The 21,548-nt window shown below is 62.5% G+C and carries 23 protein-coding genes; 7 read left to right on the top strand and 16 right to left on the bottom strand.

The window, feature by feature from the left end:
• Positions 1-2: 2 nt before the first annotated feature.
• Together BGN91_RS12020 and purF are read left to right on the top strand one after the other, a co-directional pair.
• Positions 3-626 carry a CvpA family protein gene (locus tag BGN91_RS12020; protein WP_292613442.1) on the top strand — a complete coding sequence of 208 codons (624 nt, stop codon included), beginning with the start codon at positions 3-5 and terminating at the stop codon, positions 624-626.
• An 11-nt stretch (positions 627-637) separates the two neighbouring features.
• Positions 638-2,146: an amidophosphoribosyltransferase gene (purF, locus tag BGN91_RS12015; RefSeq protein WP_292613439.1), complete on the top strand. Its 1,509-nt coding sequence runs from the start codon at positions 638-640 to the stop codon at positions 2,144-2,146.
• A 40-nt stretch (positions 2,147-2,186) separates the two neighbouring features.
• On the opposite strand, the gene BGN91_RS12010 is transcribed toward purF, so the two are convergent.
• Complete coding sequence (locus BGN91_RS12010) at positions 2,187-2,675, bottom strand: GNAT family N-acetyltransferase (protein WP_292613437.1); 489 nt, start codon at positions 2,673-2,675, stop codon at positions 2,187-2,189.
• Between the two features lie 155 nt (positions 2,676-2,830).
• On the opposite strand from BGN91_RS12010, the gene BGN91_RS12005 reads away from it, so the two are divergent.
• Together BGN91_RS12005 and BGN91_RS12000 are read left to right on the top strand one after the other, a co-directional pair.
• The gene (locus BGN91_RS12005) at positions 2,831-3,586 is read left to right on the top strand and encodes an SDR family oxidoreductase (RefSeq protein ID WP_292613436.1); all 756 of its coding nucleotides are present in this window, start codon (positions 2,831-2,833) and stop codon (positions 3,584-3,586) included.
• 79 nt (positions 3,587-3,665) lie between these two features.
• Positions 3,666-3,833: a hypothetical protein gene (locus BGN91_RS12000; RefSeq protein ID WP_292613434.1), complete on the top strand. Its 168-nt coding sequence runs from the start codon at positions 3,666-3,668 to the stop codon at positions 3,831-3,833.
• A gap of 22 nt (positions 3,834-3,855) precedes the next feature.
• On the opposite strand, the gene der is transcribed toward BGN91_RS12000, so the two are convergent.
• The 7 genes from der to BGN91_RS11965 form a co-directional block, all read right to left on the bottom strand.
• Positions 3,856-5,238 carry a ribosome biogenesis GTPase Der gene (gene der, locus BGN91_RS11995; RefSeq protein ID WP_292613432.1) on the bottom strand — a complete coding sequence of 461 codons (1,383 nt, stop codon included), beginning with the start codon at positions 5,236-5,238 and terminating at the stop codon, positions 3,856-3,858.
• Positions 5,239-5,304: 66 nt separating this feature from the next.
• Complete coding sequence (locus BGN91_RS11990; protein ID WP_292613430.1) at positions 5,305-5,841, bottom strand: hypothetical protein; 537 nt, start codon at positions 5,839-5,841, stop codon at positions 5,305-5,307.
• A 39-nt stretch (positions 5,842-5,880) separates the two neighbouring features.
• Positions 5,881-6,534 carry a tetratricopeptide repeat protein gene (locus BGN91_RS11985; RefSeq protein ID WP_292613428.1) on the bottom strand — a complete coding sequence of 218 codons (654 nt, stop codon included), beginning with the start codon at positions 6,532-6,534 and terminating at the stop codon, positions 5,881-5,883.
• Positions 6,535-6,799: 265 nt separating this feature from the next.
• Positions 6,800-8,581, bottom strand: a complete 1,782-nt coding sequence (locus tag BGN91_RS11980) for a di-heme-cytochrome C peroxidase (protein ID WP_292613426.1) — start codon at positions 8,579-8,581, stop codon at positions 6,800-6,802.
• A 279-nt stretch (positions 8,582-8,860) separates the two neighbouring features.
• Complete coding sequence (panB, locus tag BGN91_RS11975) at positions 8,861-9,685, bottom strand: 3-methyl-2-oxobutanoate hydroxymethyltransferase (RefSeq protein ID WP_292613424.1); 825 nt, start codon at positions 9,683-9,685, stop codon at positions 8,861-8,863.
• 328 nt (positions 9,686-10,013) lie between these two features.
• Positions 10,014-10,598 (bottom strand): NnrU family protein, encoded by a 585-nt coding sequence (locus BGN91_RS11970; RefSeq protein WP_292613422.1) that lies wholly within the window; start codon positions 10,596-10,598, stop codon positions 10,014-10,016.
• An 11-nt stretch (positions 10,599-10,609) separates the two neighbouring features.
• Entirely contained in the window at positions 10,610-12,229 is a 1,620-nt protein-coding gene (locus BGN91_RS11965; RefSeq protein ID WP_292613404.1) for a peptide chain release factor 3, read from the bottom strand.
• A 171-nt stretch (positions 12,230-12,400) separates the two neighbouring features.
• Between BGN91_RS11965 and sugE the strand changes: the two genes are divergently transcribed.
• Positions 12,401-12,715, top strand: coding sequence for a quaternary ammonium compound efflux SMR transporter SugE (gene sugE / locus BGN91_RS11960; protein WP_292613402.1), 315 nt, complete (start codon positions 12,401-12,403; stop codon positions 12,713-12,715).
• On the opposite strand, the gene BGN91_RS11955 is transcribed toward sugE, so the two are convergent.
• From BGN91_RS11955 to BGN91_RS11920, 8 genes are all read right to left on the bottom strand, one after another.
• On the bottom strand, positions 12,708-13,712 hold the full coding sequence (locus BGN91_RS11955) for an inorganic phosphate transporter (RefSeq protein WP_292613400.1): 1,005 nt from the start codon (positions 13,710-13,712) through the stop codon (positions 12,708-12,710). The two genes, sugE and BGN91_RS11955, sit on opposite strands and share 8 nt — an antisense overlap.
• A gap of 14 nt (positions 13,713-13,726) precedes the next feature.
• On the bottom strand, positions 13,727-14,371 hold the full coding sequence (locus BGN91_RS11950) for a DUF47 domain-containing protein (RefSeq protein ID WP_292613398.1): 645 nt from the start codon (positions 14,369-14,371) through the stop codon (positions 13,727-13,729).
• A gap of 154 nt (positions 14,372-14,525) precedes the next feature.
• Positions 14,526-15,497, bottom strand: coding sequence for a branched-chain amino acid ABC transporter permease (locus BGN91_RS11945; RefSeq protein ID WP_292613396.1), 972 nt, complete (start codon positions 15,495-15,497; stop codon positions 14,526-14,528).
• A 1-nt stretch (position 15,498) separates the two neighbouring features.
• Positions 15,499-16,362 carry a branched-chain amino acid ABC transporter permease gene (locus BGN91_RS11940; RefSeq protein WP_292613457.1) on the bottom strand — a complete coding sequence of 288 codons (864 nt, stop codon included), beginning with the start codon at positions 16,360-16,362 and terminating at the stop codon, positions 15,499-15,501.
• A 100-nt stretch (positions 16,363-16,462) separates the two neighbouring features.
• Positions 16,463-17,695, bottom strand: coding sequence for an ABC transporter substrate-binding protein (locus tag BGN91_RS11935; protein WP_292613394.1), 1,233 nt, complete (start codon positions 17,693-17,695; stop codon positions 16,463-16,465).
• 39 nt (positions 17,696-17,734) lie between these two features.
• Positions 17,735-18,490, bottom strand: a complete 756-nt coding sequence (locus tag BGN91_RS11930) for an ABC transporter ATP-binding protein (RefSeq protein WP_292613392.1) — start codon at positions 18,488-18,490, stop codon at positions 17,735-17,737.
• Positions 18,483-19,238, bottom strand: coding sequence for an ABC transporter ATP-binding protein (locus BGN91_RS11925; RefSeq protein ID WP_292613390.1), 756 nt, complete (start codon positions 19,236-19,238; stop codon positions 18,483-18,485). The genes BGN91_RS11930 and BGN91_RS11925 overlap by 8 nt, the downstream gene beginning before the upstream one ends.
• A 277-nt stretch (positions 19,239-19,515) precedes the next feature.
• Entirely contained in the window at positions 19,516-19,875 is a 360-nt protein-coding gene (locus BGN91_RS11920) for an ArsC family reductase (protein ID WP_292613388.1), read from the bottom strand.
• A gap of 111 nt (positions 19,876-19,986) precedes the next feature.
• On the opposite strand from BGN91_RS11920, the gene BGN91_RS11915 reads away from it, so the two are divergent.
• Both BGN91_RS11915 and BGN91_RS11910 read left to right on the top strand, forming a co-directional pair.
• Positions 19,987-20,433, top strand: coding sequence for a copper uptake system-associated protein (locus tag BGN91_RS11915; protein ID WP_292613386.1), 447 nt, complete (start codon positions 19,987-19,989; stop codon positions 20,431-20,433).
• 214 nt (positions 20,434-20,647) lie between these two features.
• Positions 20,648-21,548, top strand: a 901-nt coding sequence (locus BGN91_RS11910) for a threonine--tRNA ligase (RefSeq protein ID WP_292613384.1), incomplete at its 3' end; no start/stop codon positions are given.

The following is a 21,548-nucleotide window of genomic DNA, read 5'->3' as shown; positions in this document are numbered from 1 at the left end:
CGATAACCATCCTCGACCTCGTTCTGCTCGCCGTGATGCTGATTTCGGGCCTGCTCGCGATGATCCGCGGCTTCATGCGCGAAATCCTGTCGATCGCATCCTGGGGTATCGCCGCGCTGGCGACGCTCTACTCGTTCCAGAAACTGCTGCCGTTCGCCAAGACCTACATCGAGAGCGAAACGCTGGCGGCCGGTGCCGTGATCGGCGGCGTTTTCATCGGCACCCTGATCGTGGTTTCGATCCTTACCACGCGCATCTCCGATATGGTCCTCGATTCCCGGATCGGCGCGCTCGACCGCACCCTGGGTTTCCTGTTCGGACTGGCGCGGGGCCTGCTGATCGTTGTCGTTGCCTTTCTGTTCTTCACCTGGCTGGTTCCGGACAAGCAGCGGCCGGACTGGGTCACCGGCGCGAAGTCGCTCACGGTGCTCAATTCCACCGGCGTCTGGCTTCAATCGCTCTTGCCGGACGATCCCGAGAACACCATCTTAAACAAACTCAAGAAGAATAAGCCGGAAGCGGATCAATCGGATGCGGAGCCTGCTTCCCCCGGGTCCGACGGCTATTCCAAACCTGCCCGGGACGGCCTGAAAAAACTGATCGACGGCAAACCCGCGGAACACTAGTGCGAGGCGCAATGGACTGTCAGCAGAGCCCTTCCAGCGACTCTCTTGCGCCCGATCCGGATTCTGATCCCGACGGCGACTCGCTCCGCGAGAAATGCGGCGTGTTCGGGATTTTCGGCCATCCAGACGCCGCCGCCATCACCGCGCTCGGTCTCCACGCTCTCCAGCATCGCGGTCAGGAAGCCGCCGGCATCGTCACCTTCGACGGCAAGCGATTCCATTCCGAGCGCCGTCTCGGTCTCGTCGGCGACACCTTCTCCCGCCGGGCAGTGATCGAACGTCTTCCCGGCAGCGCGGCCATCGGCCACACCCGCTACTCCACCACCGGCGGCACCATCCTGCGCAACGTGCAGCCGCTGTTCGCCGAGCTTAATGCCGGCGGCTTCGCGGTCGCCCATAACGGCAATCTCACCAACGGGCTGACGCTGCGCCGCGAACTGGTGCGCAACGGCGCCTTGATGCAATCGACCTCCGACACCGAGGCGATCCTGCATCTGGTGGCGCAATCCCGGCGCGGCCGTTTCATCGAGCGCTACATCGAGGCGCTCCGAGCCATCGAAGGCGCCTACGCGCTGGTATCGCTGACCAACAAGAAACTGGTCGGCGCGCGCGATCCGCGCGGCATCCGCCCGCTCGTTCTCGGCGAACTCGACGGCTGCCCGATCCTGGCGTCGGAAACCTGCGCGCTCGACATCATCGGCGCGAAATATGTCCGCGACATCGAACCCGGCGAAATCATCGTGTTCCATCGCAAGGACGGGACCATCCAGACTGAAATCCACAAGCCCTTTCCGCCGATGCCGCCGCGGCCCTGCATTTTCGAATACATCTATTTTTCGCGGCCGGATTCGATCGTCGGCGGCCGCTCCGTCTATGAAGTCCGCAAGGCGTTCGGCGCGCAACTGGCCCGCGAGAGTTACGCCGAGGTCGACGTGGTGGTGCCGGTGCCCGATTCCGGCGTGCCTGCCGCCCTCGGCTACAGCCAGTTCTCCGGCGTGCCGTACGAACTCGGGATCATCAGAAACCATTATGTGGGCCGCACCTTCATCCAGCCGGCTCAAAGCGTCCGCGAACTCGGCGTGCGCATGAAGCATTCGGCCAACCGCGCCGCGATTGCGGGCAAGCGCATCGTCCTGATCGACGACTCGCTGGTGCGCGGCACCACCTCGAAGAAGATCGTGCGCATGATGCGCGATGCCGGCGCCACGGAGGTGCACTTCCGCCTCGCCTCGCCGCCGATCATCCACCCCGATTACTACGGCATCGACCTGCCGGATCGCGGCAGCCTTCTGGCCGCGACCCACAGTCTCGAGCAGATGCGCGACATCATCGGCGCGGATTCGCTGGCCTTCCTCTCCATCGACGGCATGTACCGCGCCATGGGCGAGCCGGGACGCGATCCTGCTGACCCGAAATACTCCGACCATTGCTTCACCGGCGCCTATCCCACCAGCCTCACCGACCATACCGACGTCGAACCGCAGCCGCATCAACTGTCGCTGCTCGCGGAAGCGAGCTGATCGGCCACGCCGTGAGCGGACGATGGGTCGGCGCTCCCGTTCAGAACTGCCGGACCATGAAGGCCGCAGCGTTGCTGTAACCGCCCAGCTTCCGTGCGAGTGCGGCGTCCCGGATTTTATCGAGCGTAACGTTGCGGAAGCTGTGCCGCCCCCAGAAACGTGCGGAGCCATTGACTGCCACCAGGGAAGCGGTGGCGAGCCTCTCCTTGCGCGCCTGCGCGAACATCCGGGCGACCGCCGTCGCCGCCACACCGGTCCCTCGCAATTCGGGCAGCAATGCGATGTCGTGGATGTAATACGTCTCCGGATCGCGGGGTAACATGCCAAGCCGTGAATTCAGCGCCGGCGGGTCCATGGCGCGCCACGGATGGCTGATCACATAACCGCTAATGGACTCACCCGCGTGGAAGACGAGGCAGCCGGCTGCGTAGAGCCGGAATCGCTCGGCAAACACCTCCGCTTCCTCGGGAAAAGCGGGATGGACTTTCTCCGCGATTGTCAGGACCGGCAGCAGGTCGGCGGCCGACATCGGTCGCCATTGTCCTTTGGCTTCGCCCGATAATTCAGGCATAAGGCGCACAAACTCCTCTGCTTCCCATCCTGACGATCCGGTTCTAACATCCACATCCCGTTTCAGCAGGTTCTTTTGTCAATCCGCCCCGCCAGCACAAAGCATTCCGGTCCATGACAAAACCACTCGCCTCCCGTATCGCGCTCGTGACCGGAGCCTCGCGCGGCATCGGCTACGCCACCGCGCGCGCGCTCGCAAAAGCGGGTGCGCACGTGATCGCGGTGGCGCGCACGCAAGGCGGGCTCGAAGAACTCGACGACGACATCGGCAAGGACGGCGGCAGCGCGACGCTGGTGCCGCTCAATCTCACAGACTTCGACGGCATCGCCCGACTTGGCGCCGCCTTGAACGAGCGCCACGGCAAGCTGGATATTCTCGTCGGCAATGCCGGCATCGCCGGTCCGTCCTCGCCGCTCGGCCACATCGAGCTGAAGCCATGGCAGGACGTCATGGCGATCAACGTCACCGCGAATTTTCAACTGATCCGCTGCATGGAGCCATTACTTCAGAAATCCGATGCCGGGCGCGCGGTGTTCGTCACTTCCGGCGCCGCCAGCAAGGCCAACGCCTATCGCGGTCCCTATGCGGCGTCGAAGGCGGCGCTGGATACGCTGGTGCGATGCTGGGCGAACGAGACGGCCACGACGCCGATCCGGGTCAACCTGTTCAATCCGGGGCCGGTTCGCACCCGCATGCGAGCCATCGTGTTTCCCGGCGAAGATCCCGTCACGCTGGATACGCCTGACCAGATTGCCGAATTCATCGTCCCGATGTGCCTTCCGTCCTGGAGCGAGACCGGCAAACTCTACGACTACAAAAGCCGCAAGGTGATGAGCTTCAATCCACCTTCGGCAGCGCCGGCGCATTGAACCGTTTTGAACGGCTGCCTCACAAATGACCGGAACTTGATGCGCGATGGACCGGTCTCGGTCGGGTCAGGAGCTATCGATGCGAGCCATTGTCGAGCGCGTGATGCGCGCCTTTACCCTCAAGAATCCGTCGCCTGGCAGCGAGCCTGACGACACTCGCCGAAGCCCGGCCGAGTTCGCGGCGGAATTGTTGGAGAATTACAAGGCGCAGCTTCTGCAACGCGCGCAGCCGCCCCACAGCCGCTGATCCGCCTTTTGCGAATACGCGCTCACGACTTGCGTTTGCGCTTGTGCGCGAACGGATTGGCCTTTTCGCGAAGCGTGATGCGGATCGGCGCGCCGGGCAGTTCGAATGCTTCACGCAAACTGTTGACGAGATAGCGCAGATAGGATTCCGGAACCGCATCAGCCCGCGAACAGAACACCACGAAACTCGGCGGCCGCGCCTTGGTCTGGGTCGCGTAGTTGAGCTTCAGGCGGCGGCCCGAGACCGCGGGCGGCGGGTTGGCGTCGACCGCCTGCTGGAACCAGCGATTGAGCGCGGCCGTCGGCACCCGCCGATTCCAGACGGCGTAGGCGTTCTGGATCGCCGTCATCAGGCCGTCGACCCCCTCGCCCGTCAGACCGGAGACCGCGACGACCGGCGCACCCTTGACCTGCGGCAGCCAGTGATCGGCATCGCGGCGCAGCGATGCGATCCCGCCCGACCCGCGCGGCATCAGATCCCATTTGTTGACGGCTATCACCAGCGCGCGACCCTCACGCTCGATCAGGTCGGCGATGCGCAGGTCCTGCTCCTCGAACCTGTTCTGCGCATCCATCATCAGGACGACGACCTCGGCGAACCTGACGGCGCGCAACGTGTCCGCCACCGACAGCTTCTCGAGCTTCTCCTCGATGCGCGACCGGCGCCGCAGCCCGGCGGTATCGAAGATACGAAAATCGCGTCCCTTCCAGTCCAGTTCGACCGAAATGGAATCCCGCGTGGTGCCGGCTTCCGGGCTCGTCAGCAGCCGTTCCTCGTTGAGTAGATGATTGATCAACGTCGACTTGCCGGCATTGGGACGCCCGACGATCGCAACGCGGATCGGCCGCTGCGACATATCCTCAGACTCGATGATATCGTCATCGTCGAATTCCTCGGCGTCTTCGGCTGGCTCCGGCATCACGGCGCGCAACGCATCGTAGAGATCGCCCATGCCCTCGCCGTGCTCCGCGGACACGCCGATCGGATCGCCGAGTCCCAGCGCATAGGACTCCAGCGCGCCGGCGTCGCCGTGCCGCCCCTCGCTCTTGTTGGCAACGAGAACGACCGGCTTGTCGGCGCGCCGCGCGAAATCGGCGAAGGAACGATCGGTCGGCGTCAGGCCCGCGCGCGCATCGAAGACGAACATCAGCGCATCGGCGGCTGCGATCGCTGCCTCGGTCTGCTCCTGCATGCGCGCCGTCAGCGAGCCGCGCGGTCCTTCGTCAAGGCCGGCGGTATCGATCACCGTGAAATCGAGATCGCCGAGCCGCGCCTGACCTTCGCGGCGGTCGCGCGTCACGCCCGGCTCGTCATCGACCAGCGCCAGCTTCTGCCCTACCAGACGGTTGAACAGCGTCGATTTGCCGACATTGGGCCGGCCTATGATGGCAACAGTGAAGGACATCGGCATACCTGCCGTCGGGAGCGGCGGCGTCTCAATACCAGCGTTTCGGCGCCGCCGATACCGCTGTCAGTGCGCGAAGCTGCCGCTGGGCATCGGCGCGGGAAACGGCGAGGTGTCCGGTGACTGTTGCGGCGCGACCTGCTGCTGCGGCGCCGGCTCTTCCTTGGGCAGCGCGGTGGCCCGGCGATGGACCAGCCGTTTCGGCTTGCGATGCGGCTCAGCGGCAGCGGGAGCAGCGCCATCCGCGGCGGCGGCCTCGGCGGGTGCCGGCGCGCTGCCGGCCGCTCCATTGGACGCTCCCGATCGCCGGGTGTGCCCGGCGCCGGCCGGGGGCGAGGCCGCAACGACAGCGGCGGATTGATCCTGCTGCTGTTGCTGTTCGACGTTGCTCTTGTAGAGTTCCTTCGGCACGCCCTGCTCGATGCCGGGAACGCCTTCAGGGAAAACCGGCTCACGCTTGCCCGGAAGTTTTTTCTTGGTATCGAGGAAGTCGAGCATATCGGACGGATCCCAATTGCTCAGACCGCCGCCGCCGCAACCGGCGAGCACGCCGCAGAGCGAGATCAGAACGGCAGTGGCAATCAGGCGTTGCGAGCGGCGCATCAACAGTTCTCGTTCAAACTTGAGTTCGGAACACCCTGCTCAGCTCTTCGCAACCGGCGGCAGCAAGGCTTGCAAGGCTTCGGCGCGGCTGCGCAGGCTGGATGGCGTCTGGCCGTCCGCGCTGATCATGTCGAGCCATTTTCGCGCGGCCGCCGTATCGTTGGCACGCCAGGCGGACAACGCCAGCAGTTCGCGCGCGGTATGGCGGAAGGTCGCCTCAGGGGCGGTCGCCGGCTCCAGCCGCTGCAGCATGTTCTGGTAGGTCTCGGTATCGAGCAGCAATCCGGCGGCCCGCACGCGCGCGAGATCGCGCTCCGCGCCGCTGAATCCGCCGTCCGCCGCGATCGCGTCGTAGAGCTTGACCGCCTCCTTGGGATCGCGCTTGGCCGCTGCGGCCGCAGCGCGAAGCAGCGACAGATTGCGATATCCGCGCGGCGCGGTCGCCGCCAGTTTCGTGAAGGCCGCTTCGGCCTCGGCATGCTTGTTTTGATCGGCGAGCGCCGCGGCCGCCTCGAAGGCCGAACCGGCCTGGGCAGCTTTTTGAGCCTGCAGGTACTGATATCCGCGCCAGCCGCCGACCGCGACAATGATCAGAATGGCGGCGCCAACGATCAGCCCCGAATACCGGCTCCAAACTTTCCTGAGCTGCTCGCGGCGCAGTTCTTCATCAACTTCGCTAAATAATTCAGCCACTTAAATTTTCCCGTCCCCGATCATCCGCGGATCCCGCGGTGCAGCCTTGTGCGCACATCCCGTCGATGGCGGCGGCGATACCCTAGCGATATGGCGCCGACAAGGCAAAGCGTGCCCGATCGGCCAACCGATCGGACACGCATGCTCTTCGATTCGGCGCGCCTCATCCACGCCGTTTCATGAACAACGTGGATGAGTCTCCTGGGGTCGGACGATATTCGCTAGTCTGGGCAGGCCAATCGTCGAGCTGGCCGAGACAGACAGCTCAAAGCGTTTTCAGATATTCGAGTAGAGCTTTCTTGTCAGCATCCGGCAGTCTCGTCCCGAATTCATGGCCGCAACGGCTGTTGCCGGAGTTCAGATCGTCACACCCGGTCGTTTCGCGAACGTTGCCCGCCTGGGTCTGATTCGAAGCAATGCCGATGTTTTCCAGATCATAATCGGGACCGATCGCGAAGCGCTGCTGCCGCTGGCTCGCAGGCTTGAGCAATTCGGCAAGACTTGCGACCGAGCCGTTATGCAGATAGGGGGCGGTCGCCCAGATGCCGTGGAGAACCCGCGATTCATAGGCGCCTTTCGGGGGCGTGGGGCTTTCAGCGTTCATCTGAAGCCGATGCCGTATTTCGGGGGTTGCGGCGGCGCCAGGAAACCTGAATGCGCCCGGCAAGTCCTGCAAAACGGGTGGGAGTCGATTCGCGTCGAGGGGTTCTGGAGCGTTCGGCGCGACATCGGGTTTGACAATGGCGCTAAGCGTCCGTCGTGACGATGCCGACGCAAAGCTCAGGACATGCTCTCCGATCGTGCCGATCACGGATGTTGCCAGAATATTGAACGCGAGGTCCGTCTCCTTCAAAGGCTTTGTCGCGAACGGAATGTAAGCGCCTTGCAGAACTCCTGATCTGGCGGTCCATCCCAGGATATCGTATTCGCGCGTGTCCGTCCCCACGTTCTGGATTGGCGTTGCCCAGGTCTGCTGGAATGGGAAACGGACTTTTCCGGGTTTCTCACTGTGGCATTCCTGGCATCCGCCATCAGCAGTCGATCGTTCGAAGACCGCCTTGCCCTTGGCCGCCAAAACGGTATCGATGGACCATGGCCATTTCGGCGGCCCGATCTTCTTCGCAAGATCCTCCAGCTTTTGCAGCCCGTCGAAATTCACCGAATTGTTGTTCAGGAAATCGATGAACAGGCCGTCGCGCGTGGGCTGATAATCGCCGAACACGCCCATCACTTCGCCGACGTTTCGAGCGAGTCCCAGGATATCGCTCCCGTTATCCGCAAAGCCCGGCCACTGCGTCTTGTCCTGTTTTGGTGCGTTCCAGAGAAAAGGATAGCGCACCGGCGCATCGGCCTTGTGGATATTCTCCGGAATCAGGAATGACGGCTCCGGGCCGACACCCAACCCGGTCACTCGATTAAAGATCATGCCAACCGCATCGAGGCGTCCCAGTCCCCATCCGGGATTGGAAAGCGAACGATCGATGATGGTGTGATAGCGAAGGTACCAGGCGTCCACGTCGCTCCGCAGCGCGGCGACCTTGTCGCTGCCGGGAGTCGCCGTCTGAAGCACGGACGCCGCGAACGCCCGGAACGCGGCATCGTCTGACGTTGCCCGCGCCATCGACTTATCGAGATCACTCAGAAACGCCTGGAAATCGACCAGCGCCGGTCCACCGTCGATGCGATAGAGTCGTTCTCCCACCTTGATCTGGCGGGTGTGACACGCGGAGCACGTCATCCCGACGACCTTCGCGCCGGCCGGGCCGGTCGCGTAAAATCCTACGGGCAGTTCAGCATCGGGGCCTTTCAAATAGCCGTATCTCGTCAAGCTGTCGGACAGGAAGGGCGCTCCATCAGTTTGCTTGAGAGCTTTGAGCCACGCCAACGGGATGAGGCGCGAACCTTGATCGCGCGTGTAGAAATCGGTCCGGCTGGAAGTCTCCCAAGCCGCCCCCTGATCAACGAAAACCGGACCAGCATCATCCGCGGAAGATGAAGTGACGACGCAGAAGTTCAGGAGAGCGAGGATCAGAATAAAGATTCGCATGTGTGCTCCGAGGGCACAGCCATTTATGGCCGTGTGTTTTGGTCAACGCACCGCGGCACGCGGCGAACGTACTTCGCACGGATGCGGATTTCTATCAACAGTTGCGTGGAACAGAAAATTCTAGTCAAGCGAGCTTAAAGATTGATGGAATCAAGTCGCTCGCCTCTCGCATCGCGCCGCTCGTAAAACCGAGGTGGAGGCGGATACGTTCACAGGCGCTTCATGCAGGGACCGCGTGGCGGCGAGCACCAGAAGCGGAACGGCTTGAGGCCGCGGCTTTCAGCTTTTCGGCTTCATCGCGTAAACGTGTTCGGGGCCGGGAAAAGCGCGGCTGCGTACGTCGCGCGCGTAGCCTTCGATCGCAGCCTCGATCATGGGACCGAGTTCGCCGTAGCGGCGGACGAATTTCGGCGCACGCGGCGACAGGCCGAGCATGTCCTCCAGCACCAGCACCTGGCCGTCGCAGGCCGCGCTGGCGCCGATGCCGATGGTCGGAATCGCCACCTCCTGCGTGATCTTGCGCGCCAATGGCTCTGCAACCGCCTCGATCACCATCGAGAACGCGCCAGCCTCCGCCACCGCGCGCGCGTCGTCCTCGATCGGCTGCCACGTTCCCTCCTCGCGTCCCTGCGCGCGAAACGAGCCCAGCGTGTTGATCGACTGCGGCGTCAATCCGATGTGCCCCATTACGGGAATGCCGCGCGCGGTGAGAAAGGCGATGGTTTCCGCCATCTTCACGCCGCCTTCGAGTTTCACCGCGCCGCAGAGCGTTTCCTTGAGGATGCGCGCGGCGGAATGAAACGCCTGCTCCTTCGAGGCCTCGTAGGAGCCGAACGGCATGTCGACCACGACCAGCGCCTGTTGCGAGCCGCGCATCACCGCGCGGCCCTGCAGGATCATCATGTCCAGCGTGACCGGCACCGTGGTCTCGAACCCGTGCATCACGTTTCCGAGGCTGTCACCGACCAGAATGACGTCGCAATAACGGTCGACCAGCGCGGCGGTATGCGCATGATACGAAGTCAGCATCACGATCGGATCGCCGTTCTTGCGAGCGCGGATGTCGGGTGCTGTCCTCCGTTTCAAGGCCGACTGGACTGACATGACTAGCGGTCCGATTCCAACATTTGCATCCCGTTCCGGCAGCTCCCGTGCAAATGCGGGAATCAAAGGGCCACTAGCAAATATAATTTTCTAGTGGAGCTTTGAATTTGACATTCGCTTCTCGGACTTGTTGCAATGTGGGTAACGAATGTCAAATTCGCTCCACTAGTATGGTGGTTCAGAAGTTCGCTTCATTTTCTCTGCGAGCGCGTCAAGCGAACTTTTGAACCTGAACCACACTAGAATTATAAACTTTCTAGTGCCCCTTTGAATCTGAAGTTCGCTCCGGAAGGCGCTGCATAATGAGGCGAACTTCAGATTCAGGGCACTAGGCTCCAAAGACCGGAACGCCGACGACATAGGGATGGAAAAGAGCCCCGAGCGCAAGATAGACGACAATGCCGACGACGACCGCGATCACGTCGTTGCGAACCCCGCCGACCGGAATCGGCAGGCCGCTTGGATCTTTGCGGTGCTTCAGCGAGATGCGGTCGATCACCGCCCACGCCAGGATAGAGCCGAACAGGATGATCGAGCCAAGATCGCCGTTGGCGAGCAGATGCGCCGCCGCCCATAGCTTGATGCCAGCGAGCATCGGATGCTTCAGCTTGGCGTAGATGCGGCCGCGGATATAGGACGCTACCACCAGAATGACGGCAGGCAGTATCAGCGCTTCAGCGATGTGCTTCATCACGTGCGGCGGATGCCAGACGTCGATCCACCCGGTGGCGCGGTAGTGAAAAAATCCCCAGACGATCAGAGCGACGCCAGCCGCCGAAATCAGCGAAAACCCGATCTTGTAGGGTCCATCGCCATAGGACGAGATCAGCCCCGCACGAAAGTCGCGTTTCGTCGCGGCGAGGTGCACGCCGAGGAACAGAACAAGGCCAGCAATCATGACTAACAAACCCATCGTTTTCCTCCTTACGCGGTCTTCTTCACGTCCTTGACGCTGGAGAACGTGATACCGTCGGCGCGCTCCATCGTGTAACCGAGATAGAATTCGTTCTTGGCCAGAAACACCGGGTCACCATCGACGTCGTCGGCGACCCCGGAGCCGTTCGCCGCGATGAACGCATCCAGTTTCTTGCGATCCTCAGATGAAATCCAGCGCGCCAGTTGAAACTCGCTGACCTCGAAATCCACCGGCAGCGAATATTCGGCATCGAGACGCGCTTTCAGCACATCAAGCTGCAGCATGCCAACCACGCCGACAAGCGCAGGCGCGCCGTCGCGCGGGCGGAAGACCTGCACGACGCCCTCCTCCGACATCTGCTGCAAAGCCTCCTTCAGCTTCTTCGCCTTCATCGCATCCGTAAGCCTGACCCGGCGAACGATTTCCGGCGCGAAGGACGGCACGCCGACAAAATTGACATCCTCGCCTTCGGTCAGGGTATCGCCGATCCGCAACGTGCCGTGATTGGGAATGCCGACCACGTCGCCTGCGAATGCCTCATCCGCGATCGCACGATCCTGCGCGAAGAAAAATTGCGGCGACGACAGCGGCATCGGCTTGCCGGTGCGCACCAGTTTCGCCTTCATGCCGCGCGTCAGCTTGCCGGAACAGAGCCGTGCGAAAGCGATGCGGTCGCGATGATTGGGATCCATGTTGGCCTGGATCTTGAATACGAAGGCGGTCATGCGCGGTTCATCGGCAGCCACCTTGCGCAGGTTCGATTCCTGCGCGCGCGGCGGCGGCGCGAATTTGCCGAGCCCTTCCAGGAGGTCGCCGACGCCGAAATTGCGCAGCGCGGAGCCGAAATAGACCGGCGTCAGATGCCCTTCACGGAACGCGTCGAGATCGAACGGCTTGCAGGCCTCGGTCGCAAGCGCCAGTTCGTCCCTGATCTCGTCGACATTCAGATTGGCGTTGCGCGCGGCGAGATCGGCGATGTCGATCTGCTCGGCCGCGCCGGTCTTGGCGCCGCCGCCTTCCAGCAGGCGAATGCCGCCGGTCGCGATATCGTAGGTGCCGAGAAAATCGCGGCCACGCCCGACCGGCCAGGTCATCGGGGTGGTATCGAGCGCCAGCGTCTTCTCGATCTCGTCAAGCAGGTCGAAAGTATCGCGGCTTTCCCGGTCCATCTTGTTGATGAAGGTGATGATCGGGATGTCGCGCAGCCGGCAGACCTCGAACAGCTTTCGGGTCCGCGCCTCGATGCCCTTGGCGGCGTCGATCACCATGACCGCGGAATCCACCGCGGTCAGCGTGCGGTAGGTGTCTTCCGAGAAGTCCTCGTGGCCCGGCGTGTCCAGCAGGTTGAAGACGAGGTTTTCGAACTCGAACGTCATCACCGAGGTGACCACCGAGATGCCGCGGTCGCGCTCGATCTTCATCCAGTCGGAGCGGGTGTTGCGCCGCTCGCCCTTCGCCTTGACTTGTCCGGCAAGATTGATGGCGCCGCCGAACAGCAAGAGCTTTTCCGTCAGCGTGGTCTTGCCGGCGTCAGGGTGCGAGATGATCGCGAAGGTGCGCCGGCGCGCGACTTCCGCCGCCAGCGGCGAACGCGAGGCTGGTTCATTCTGCAGGGCCAGGTCGGACATCAGCGAGCGTGTGGCAGGGAAAAGCGGTCGGATCAAGGGGATTTACAAGATCGAGCGCGGTTGCGCACCAGCGCTCGCGGCCTCATATAATACGCGGAAGGACGACCTTCCATCCAGAACGCTCTGGTCTCCGCGGGGACGACCCTGCCCGTATTTCAAGGAGGGTCCGTCATGGCCTGGTTCATGCTGTTCGTCGCCGGATTGATGGAAGTCGGCTGGGCGATCGGCCTCAAATACACCGACGGATTCACGCGGCTCGTGCCCTCGATGCTGACGCTGGCGGCCATGGCGGCGAGCCTGGCGCTGCTCGGGCTGGTGCTCAAGACGCTGCCGATCGGCACCGCCTATGCGGTCTGGACCGGCATCGGCGCGGTCGGAACCGCGATCCTCGGCATCGTGCTGTTCGGCGATCCCGCGACCATGGCGAGGCTCCTCTGCATCGGTCTGATCGTCGCCGGCATCGCCGGGCTGAAACTCGTTACTTGACGAACGACACCACCCAATAAGCCAGCGCGGCGACCAGCGCCGATGCGGGTATGGTGATTACCCACGCGTAGACGATGGAGCTCGCGACGTTCCAGCGCACCGCCGACAACCGCCGCGCCGCGCCGACGCCGACGATGGCGCCGGTGATGGTGTGGGTGGTCGATACCGGGACGCCGAGAAACGTCGCCATGAACAGCGTCGCCGCGCCCCCGGTCTCCGCGCAAAAACCCTGCATCGGCGTCAGCTTGGTGATGCGAAGGCCCATGGTCCGCACGATCCGCCAGCCGCCCATCAGCGTCCCCAACGCCATCGCGGCCTGACACGCCAGCACCACCCAGAACGGGATCACGAAATGATCGCCGAGGTAGCCTTGCGAATACAGCAACACCGCGATGATGCCCATGGTCTTCTGCGCGTCGTTGCCACCGTGGCCCAGCGAATAAAGCGACGCGGAAAAGAACTGCAAGGTGCGGAACGCGCGATCGACCGCGAACGGCGTCGAACGCACCGACAGCCACGACACGATGCCGACCAGCACCAGAGCGAGCAGGAAGCCGACCAGCGGCGACAATACGATCGCAATCAACGTCTTCGACAGGCCGCTCCAGACCGCTGCGGCAAAGCCCGCCTTGGCGATGCCGCCGCCGAGCAGGCCGCCGATCAGCGCATGCGAGCTGCTTGACGGAATTCCGAGCCCCCAGGTGACCAGATTCCAGACCATGGCGCCGACCAGCGCGGCGAAGATCACCTGCGCGTCGATCACGTTGGGTTCAATGATGCCCGTTCCGATCGTGTTGGCGACGTGCAGGCCGAACACCAGAAACGCGACGAAATTGAAGAATGCCGCCCACAGCACCGCGTATTGCGGCCGCAGCACCCGGGTCGAGACGATGGTGGCGATCGAATTTGCGGCGTCGTGCAGCCCGTTCAGGAAATCGAACAGCAGAGCAGCGGCGATCAGTCCGACCAGAACCGGAAGACCAAGCATGGCGTCCACGGCGCGGCCCTGCCCTATACCTGCTCGATGACGATGCTGTTGATCTCGTTGGCAACGTCGTCGAAGCGATCGGCGACCTTTTCCAGGTGATCATAGATCTCGACGCCAACGATGAAGTCCATTGCATTGGCGTTGCGGTGCTTCAGGAAAAGCTCCTTCAGGCCGATATCGTGCAGATCGTCGACCCGGCCTTCCAGTTTGCCGAGTTCCTCGGTGATGGCCGTCAGCATTGCGACGTTATTGCTGATCGACTGGAGCAGCGGTAGCGCGCGGCCGACCAGATTGGCGCATTCCACGAGCAGCGCGCCAATCTCGCGCATCGGCGGCTCGAAGGTGCGCACCTCGAACAGCACCACGGCTTTCGCGGTCTGCTGCATCTGGTCGATGGCGTCGTCCATCGAGGTAATCAGGTTCTTGATGTCCACGCGGTCGAACGGGGTAATGAAGGTCCGGCGGACTGCGGTCAATACCTCGCGCGTGATGTTGTCCGCATCGTTCTCGAACTGGCTGACCCGCTGGCAGAACACCGGCGTTTCTTCGCCGCCGTTCAGCATTCCCTGAAGCGCCTGCGCGCCTTGCACGATGGTTTGCGAGTGGCGGGCGAACAGGTCAAAAAAACGCTCCTCTTTCGGCAGAAAGAACCGAAACCAACTCAGCATTGCTGCATTCCACTTTGCAAGACAGAGAACCGGGCCGCCTGTCCGGAGCGCATGGGTGTCATAAACCATTTCCGGGAAAGTGGGCAATCGACATCGCAACCGGCGGGATCATCCACCGGTTTGTACGCCCCAAAAAGCTCCATTCACGCGATAATTACAGCGATCGCTTAAAATAATGAGCAATTTCGCCGACTACGCCGCGGCGGAAGGTCAGCACGCAGACGACGAAGATCACGCCCTGGATCACGGTGACCCATTGCCCGAAACCGGCCAGATACTGCTGCATGGCGATGATCGCAAAGGCGCCGGCCACGGGTCCGAAGACCGTGCCGAGGCCGCCCACCAGCGTCATCAGCACGATTTCACCCGACATTGTCCAGTGCACGTCGGTCAGCGAGGCGTTCTGCGCCACCAGCACCTTGAGCGATCCGGCCAGCCCGGCGAGCGTGCCCGACAGGATGTAAGCCAGAAGCTTATACTGGTCGGTCTTGTAGCCCAGGGATATCGCGCGCTGCTCGTTCTCGCGGATCGCCTTCAAGACCTCGCCAAACGGCGAGTTGATGGCACGGTAGATCGCCAGGAAGCCGAACAGAAAGCCGCCCAGAACGACGTAGTAAAGCGTGTCCGGATGCGACAGGTCGAGGACGCCGAACATCTTTCCCTGCGGAACTCCCTGGATACCGTCTTCGCCATGGGTGAACGGCGTTTGCAGGTAGATGAAATAAAGAAGCTGCGCGAGCGCCAGCGTAATCATCGCGAAGTAGATGCCCTGGCGACGAATGGCGACGACACCGGTGACGATACTGAGCAGAGCCGCCGCGACGACGCCCGCGACGATGCCCAACTCGGGCGGGAAACCCCATACCTTCAACGCATGTGCGCAGACATAACCGGCTGTTCCGAGAAACATCGCATGGCCGAACGACAGCAGGCCGCCGTAGCCGAGCAGCAGATTGAACGCGCAGGCGAGCAGCGCGAAGCAAAGCCCCTGCATCACGAAGTACGGGTAGATCCCGGTCATCGGAACGATGGCCAGCACCGCGGTCATCAGGATGAAAACGATCATCTCGTCGCCGATGATGCGACGGCTTGTGGTCCGAACGGTATTGTCGGTCAATGCTGCCATGTCAGACCGCCCGTCCCGTCAATCCCGTCGGCTTCACCAGCAGCACGAGAACCATGAGCACGAAAACCACGGTATTGGACGCCTCGGGATAAAAATACTTCGTCAGTCCCTCGATGATGCCGAGCGCAAATCCGGTGATGATCGATCCCATGATCGATCCCATGCCGCCGATCACCACCACCGCGAACACCACGATGATCAGGTCCGCCCCCATCAGCGGCCGCACCTGATTGATCGGCGCCGACAATACGCCGGCCAGCGCGGCGAGACCGACGCCCAACCCGTATGTCAGCGTGATCATGCGCGGCACATTGATGCCGAACGCGCGCACCAGCGTGGGATTCTCCGTCGCCGCGCGCAGGTAGGCGCCGAGCCGGGTCCGCTCGATCAGGTACCAGGTGGCGATGCAGACCACCAGCGAACATACGATCACCCAGCCGCGGTAGATCGGCAGGAACATGAAGCCGAGATTGATGCCGCCCTGCAATTCGCTGGGAATGGCGTAGGGCAGACCGGAGGAGCCGAAATAATTCTGGAACACGCCCTGAATAATCAGCGCCAGACCGAAGGTCAGCAGCAGTCCATACAGATGATCCAGCCCCGCCAGCCATTTCAGCATGGTCCGCTCCGTGAGCATGCCGAAGATGCCCACGAGAACCGGTGCGAGGATCAGCGCCGGCCAGTAGCCGATCCCGAAGACATTAAGCAGGAAGTAGGCGCAGAACGCGCCCATCATGTAGACCGCGCCATGCGCGAAATTGATGATGTTGAGCATGCCGAAGATCACGGCGAGACCGAGGCTCAGCAGCGCATAGAAGGAGCCGTTGATCAGCCCGACCAGAAGCTGCGCGGAGAGGGCCTGCAGATTGATCGACATATTGCTCCTGCCCTTCGATCCGTTCGTGAACTTTTATCCGTGGGCAACGGCGCCCCGGCGGCTCGACGCCGCCGGAGCGGCCGCAGCGTCAATGCTTGACCAGCGAACACTTGCTTTCCGACAGCGGCCGGAACGCCTGATCTCCCGGCGTGGTGCCGACCAGCTTGTAGAGATCCCACGGGCCCTTGGACTCCGCCGGAGCCTTGACCTCGAACAGGAACGCCGGATGTATCGCGCGGCCGTCGATCCGGATCACGCCCTTGCCGAACAGCGGATCGTCGGTCGGCATCTCCTTCATCTTGGCCACCACCTTGGCGCCGTCATGCGGATTGCCGCCGAGCGCCTCCAGCGCCTTGAAGTAGTGCAGGAGACCCGCATAGACGCCGGCATGAACCATTGTCGGCATCGCGTGCGTTTTCAGGCGTTCGCTGAAGCGCTTCGAGAAGGCCCGGGTCTGGTCGTTGGCGTCCCAGTAGAACGTTTCGCTCAGGTTGAGCCCCTGCGCCACGTTCAGGCCGAGCGAGTGGACATCCGACAGAAACATGAGCAGGCCGGCAAGTTTCTGACCACCCTTGACGATGCCGAATTCCGCAGCCTGCTTGATCGAGTTGGTGGTGTCGCCGCCCGCATTGGCAAGCCCGATCACCTTGGCCTTCGATGCCTGGGCCTGCAGCAGATAGGACGAGAAGTCAGCCGTGTTCAGCGGCGCCTTGACGCTTCCCAGCACCTTGCCGCCGTTGGCCTTGACGACCGCAGTCGTGTCGTTCTCAAGGGCATGACCGAAGGCATAGTCCGCCGTGATGAAGAACCATGTGTCGCCGCCGGCCTTCACCATCGCGCCGCCGGTGCTTTGCGCCAGCATGTAGGTGTCGTAGGTGAAGTGGACCGTATTCGGCGTGCACTGCGTGTTGGTCAGTTCCGAGGAGCCGGCGCCTGAATCGAGCAGGATGCTGTTCTTCTCCTTCACGATGTTGTTGACTGCAAGCGCAACACCGGAGTTCGGCACGTCGGCGATGATGTCGACCTTGTCGGTGTCGATCCATCGGCGCGCGATGCCGGCGCCGACGTCGGGCTTGTTCTGGTGATCCGCGGAGATGACGTCGATTTTCCAGCCCTTGGCCTTCAACCCGGAATCATCGGCCGCCATCTCTGCCGCGACGACCGAACCCTCTCCGCCAAGGTCGGCATACAGGCTCGAAAGGTCCGTCAGTACGCCGATCTTGACGTTCTTGTCCGTCACCTTGTCCTGGGCCATCGCGGCGAAGGTCATGCCAAAAGTCAGCGCCGTGCCGACGAGTAGAGCTGCTAATCTGATCCTCATTTTCTCCCACTCCGTTTTGGTCCCGTCGGGGGACGCCGCCTAAACACCGAGATAGGTATGAAGTTTGTCCATGTTGGCCTGCAACTCGGAACTCGCGAAGCCGTCGATGATCTTGCCGTGCTCGACCACATAGAAACGGTCGGCGAGCGTCGCTGCGAAACGGAAATTCTGCTCCACCAGAAGGATCGTGAATCCCTCCGACTTCAATCGCGCGATGGTATGGCCGATCTGCTGGATGATGACGGGCGCGAGACCCTCGGTCGGCTCGTCGAGCATCAGGAAGCGCGCGCCCGTGCGCAGGATGCGCGCGATCGCCAGCATCTGCTGCTCGCCGCCGGACAGCTTGGTGCCCTGGCTGCGCAGCCGCTCCTTCAGATTGGGAAACAGCGTGAAGATCTGATCCAGCGACAGGCCGCCGCTGCGGACCTCCGGCGGCAGCATCAGGTTCTCGCGCACATCGAGGCTCGCGAAGATGCCCCGCTCCTCCGGACAGAACGCAATGCCCAAACGCGCGATCTTGTCCGACGAAGCGCGCGAAATGTCGTGACCATCGAAACGAATCGATCCCGTGCGCTTGCCGATGATCCCCATGATCGACTTCAGCGTCGAGGTCTTGCCGGCGCCGTTGCGACCGAGCAGCGTGACAACCTCTCCCGCCGCGACGTTGAAGCTGATGCCATGAAGGACGTGGGACTCGCCGTACCACGCTTGCAGATTTTCAACCGCGAGCATGACGTCGCCGGCGGGCCTTGCGGAACCGGCGACGCCCGGCGCAATCGTCGTCCCGTCAGCCATGACCCGCTCCCAGATAGGCTTCCCTGACGCGCTCGTCCTTGGTGAGGTCGGCGTAATTGCCCTCGGCGAGCACGTGCCCGCGCGTCAGCACGGTGATGATGTCGGAGAGGCTCGCGACCACGTTCAGATTGTGCTCGACCATCAGGATCGTGTACTTCGCCGAAATGCGCTTGATGAGCGCGGCGATCCTGTCGATGTCCTCGTGCCCCATGCCGGCCATCGGTTCGTCGAGCAGCATCATTTCCGGATCGAGCGCCAGCGTCGTCGCGATCTCCAGCGCGCGCTTGCGGCCGTACGGCATCTCCACGGCGGGCGTTTTCGCGAACTCGCTCAGGCCCACCTCGTCCAGCAATTCAAGCGCACGACCGTTGAAGCGATCGAGCACCGATTTGGAACGCCAGAAATCGAAGGAATGGCCGTGCTGGCGCTGCAGCGCGACCCTGACGTTTTCAAGCGCGGTGAGATGCGGGAAGACCGCCGAAATCTGGAACGACCGCACCAATCCGAGCCGCGCCACGTCGGCCGGCGCACGCGCGGTGATGTCCCGCCCGTTATAGAAAATCTTCCCCGCCGAAGGCTTCAGGAATTTGGTCAGCAGATTGAAGCAGGTGGTTTTTCCTGCTCCGTTGGGACCAATCAGTGCATGAATGCTGCCGCGGCGAACGCGTAGACCGACGTCGCGCACGGCGACAAAACCAGCAAACTCCTTGGTCAATCCATGGGTTTCAAGAATGAACTCATTCGTCACTCAAAATCCCCCTCAGCTATCGCTCGGTGTCCCCTTCGCGGCTGAGTCCTTGCTGCCGGATCCGTTGGGTGCGCTGGACACCGGTCCGGACACGGTCGTCTTTCAGAATATGATGTCAATGGGCTGGATTGCGCAAGGTGCAACGTAGCATTCGGCGGAAGTCGGAGCCGTCATTCCCTCAGCCATTAGTCGAAATGGCGACGATCCCGGCTCGCCTTCCTCCGACGATCGGCGCCAGCTCAAAGGCGTCGCCATGGTGGCGCGGATCGAGGCCACGTTATCGCTTCGACGCCCGGAGCTCTTTCTCGTAAACCTCCGGCTTGAAGCCGACCAGCAGCTTGTCGCCGGCCTCCAGCACCGGGCGCTTGATCATCGAGGGCTGATCGAGCATCAGGGCCAGGGCGCGGGCCTCGGTCAATCCCGCTTTGTCCGCGTCGGGCAATTTTCGAAATGTCGTTCCGGCACGGTTGAGCAACGTTTCCCAGCCGAGTTTCGCGGCCCATGCCTTGAGCCGGGCGCGCTCGATGCCAACGGCCTTGTAGTCGTGAAACTCATAGGCGATGCTGTGGCCGTCGAGCCACGCGCGCGCCTTTTTCATGGTATCGCAGTTCTTGATGCCGTAGATGGTGGTGGTCAACGCGAGGCACTCCAGGGATTTTGAAATTGGCGTGGGCTCTTCGCAATGCCGTCTGTAAAGCCGACCTGTTGTAATCGGTCGTATTGTAATCGGATATATAAGGAAATTCCGGTGCTGACGAAACTCTTTGCCGCGCTCGTCGTGCTCTGGAGCCTCATCGGTTCGGCGATTGCGGGGCCGGATGAGGACGCGGTGCGCGATCTGCTCCATTCGACCTTTGACAAGCCGGACGTAAAACTCGTCGTCGCACCGGTGGTCGCCACGGCCGGCTATGCGATTGCCGACTGGACGCAGGGCGAAATGGGCGGCCGCGCGCTTCTTCGGAACAGGCACGGACGCTGGACCATCATCCTCTGCGCCGGGGACCGAATCAGGAGCGCCGAAGCCTTGCGACACGTGGGCATCGCGCCCGACGTCGCAGATGAACTCGCCGAGGCGCTCGCGAAAGCCGAGCGGACGGTGCCCGCCGACCGCCTTGCGATGTTTGCCCGGTTCGAGGGGCTGCTGCGGATGGACGAGGCGGGCAACCACCCTCCCGTCCACGACCGGCCCCACTGAGCAACGATAAAAGGACCGTCTTTCGGATCGGGCGGTGACCGTGCGCGCGGGATAGCCCGCAACCAGGGCCTTTTCTGAACTCCCGTCAGGATCCCAACGCCGTTTTGCGCCCAAAGCGGAACTTTCAGCCGTTGCAACGGGCGAACCGGCTGGTATACCGCTGCATCCCCGCTTACCTGCGCTCGTTCGCAGGAGTGAGCCACAGGAGAGATCGATGTCCGACAAGAACGAACCCGCATCGGGATTCCAGTATGGCCTCGCCAACCTGAAGCCCGTCTCGCCCGCCGATAATGTCACCCTCACCTTTCCCGACGGCGCGCAGCGCGAGTTCCCAAAAAACATCACCGGTCTCGATATCGCAAAAGGCATCTCGCCATCGCTGGCCAAGCGCACTGTCGCGATGGCGCTCGACGGCGCGGTCAGCGATCTTGCCGATCCGATCGACCGCGACGTCAAGATCGAATTCATCAGCCGCGACGACCCGCGCGCTCTGGAACTGATCCGCCACGATGCGGCGCACGTGCTGGCCGAAGCCGTGCAAACACTGTGGCCGGGCACGCAGGTGACCATCGGCCCGGTGATCGAGAACGGTTTCTATTACGATTTCTTCCGCAACGAACCGTTCTCGCTGGAGGACTTCCCGGCGATCGAGAAGAAGATGCGCGAGATCATCGCGCGCGACAAACCTTTCACCAAGGACGTCTGGGACCGCGAGAAAACCAAGCAGGTGTTCCGCGACAAGGGCGAGGCCTTCAAGGTCGAACTGGTGGACGCCATTCCCGGCAACGAGCCGATCAAGATCTACTATCAGGGCGACTGGTTCGATCTCTGCCGCGGCCCGCACATGACCTCGACCGGCAAGATCGGCAACGCCTTCAAGCTGATGAAGGTGGCCGGCGCCTATTGGCGCGGCGACAGCAACAACCCGATGCTGACACGCATCTACGGCACCGCCTTCGCCAAGCAGGAGGACCTCGACGCATATCTGAAGCAGATCGAGGAAGCCGAGAAACGCGACCACCGCAAGCTCGGCCGCGAACTCGACCTGTTCCACTTCCAGGAGGAAGGTCCCGGCGTGGTGTTCTGGCACGCCAAGGGCTGGACCATTTTCCAGG

This window comes from Nitrobacter sp. 62-13 (genome assembly GCF_001896955.1).
GTDB lineage: Bacteria > Pseudomonadota > Alphaproteobacteria > Rhizobiales > Xanthobacteraceae > Nitrobacter.
This window is presented reverse-complemented; position numbering and strand designations above follow the sequence as displayed.

Excerpts from the sequence above, each read along its gene's own strand:
- purF (WP_292613439.1), top strand. The coding sequence starts at position 638 with ATGGACTGTCAGCAGAGCCCTTCCAGCGACTCTCTTGCGCCCGATCCG.
- BGN91_RS12010 (WP_292613437.1), bottom strand. The coding sequence starts at position 2,675 with ATGTCGGCCGCCGACCTGCTGCCGGTCCTGACAATCGCGGAGAAAGTC.
- BGN91_RS12005 (WP_292613436.1), top strand. The coding sequence starts at position 2,831 with ATGACAAAACCACTCGCCTCCCGTATCGCGCTCGTGACCGGAGCCTCG.
- BGN91_RS12000 (WP_292613434.1), top strand. The coding sequence starts at position 3,666 with ATGCGAGCCATTGTCGAGCGCGTGATGCGCGCCTTTACCCTCAAGAAT.
- der (WP_292613432.1), bottom strand. The coding sequence starts at position 5,238 with ATGTCCTTCACTGTTGCCATCATAGGCCGGCCCAATGTCGGCAAATCG.
- BGN91_RS11990 (WP_292613430.1), bottom strand. The coding sequence starts at position 5,841 with ATGCGCCGCTCGCAACGCCTGATTGCCACTGCCGTTCTGATCTCGCTC.
- BGN91_RS11980 (WP_292613426.1), bottom strand. The coding sequence starts at position 8,581 with ATGCGAATCTTTATTCTGATCCTCGCTCTCCTGAACTTCTGCGTCGTC.
- panB (WP_292613424.1), bottom strand. The coding sequence starts at position 9,685 with ATGTCAGTCCAGTCGGCCTTGAAACGGAGGACAGCACCCGACATCCGC.
- BGN91_RS11970 (WP_292613422.1), bottom strand. The coding sequence starts at position 10,598 with ATGGGTTTGTTAGTCATGATTGCTGGCCTTGTTCTGTTCCTCGGCGTG.
- BGN91_RS11965 (WP_292613404.1), bottom strand. The coding sequence starts at position 12,229 with ATGTCCGACCTGGCCCTGCAGAATGAACCAGCCTCGCGTTCGCCGCTG.
- sugE (WP_292613402.1), top strand. The coding sequence starts at position 12,401 with ATGGCCTGGTTCATGCTGTTCGTCGCCGGATTGATGGAAGTCGGCTGG.
- BGN91_RS11950 (WP_292613398.1), bottom strand. The coding sequence starts at position 14,371 with ATGCTGAGTTGGTTTCGGTTCTTTCTGCCGAAAGAGGAGCGTTTTTTT.
- BGN91_RS11945 (WP_292613396.1), bottom strand. The coding sequence starts at position 15,497 with ATGGCAGCATTGACCGACAATACCGTTCGGACCACAAGCCGTCGCATC.
- BGN91_RS11935 (WP_292613394.1), bottom strand. The coding sequence starts at position 17,695 with ATGAGGATCAGATTAGCAGCTCTACTCGTCGGCACGGCGCTGACTTTT.
- BGN91_RS11930 (WP_292613392.1), bottom strand. The coding sequence starts at position 18,490 with ATGGCTGACGGGACGACGATTGCGCCGGGCGTCGCCGGTTCCGCAAGG.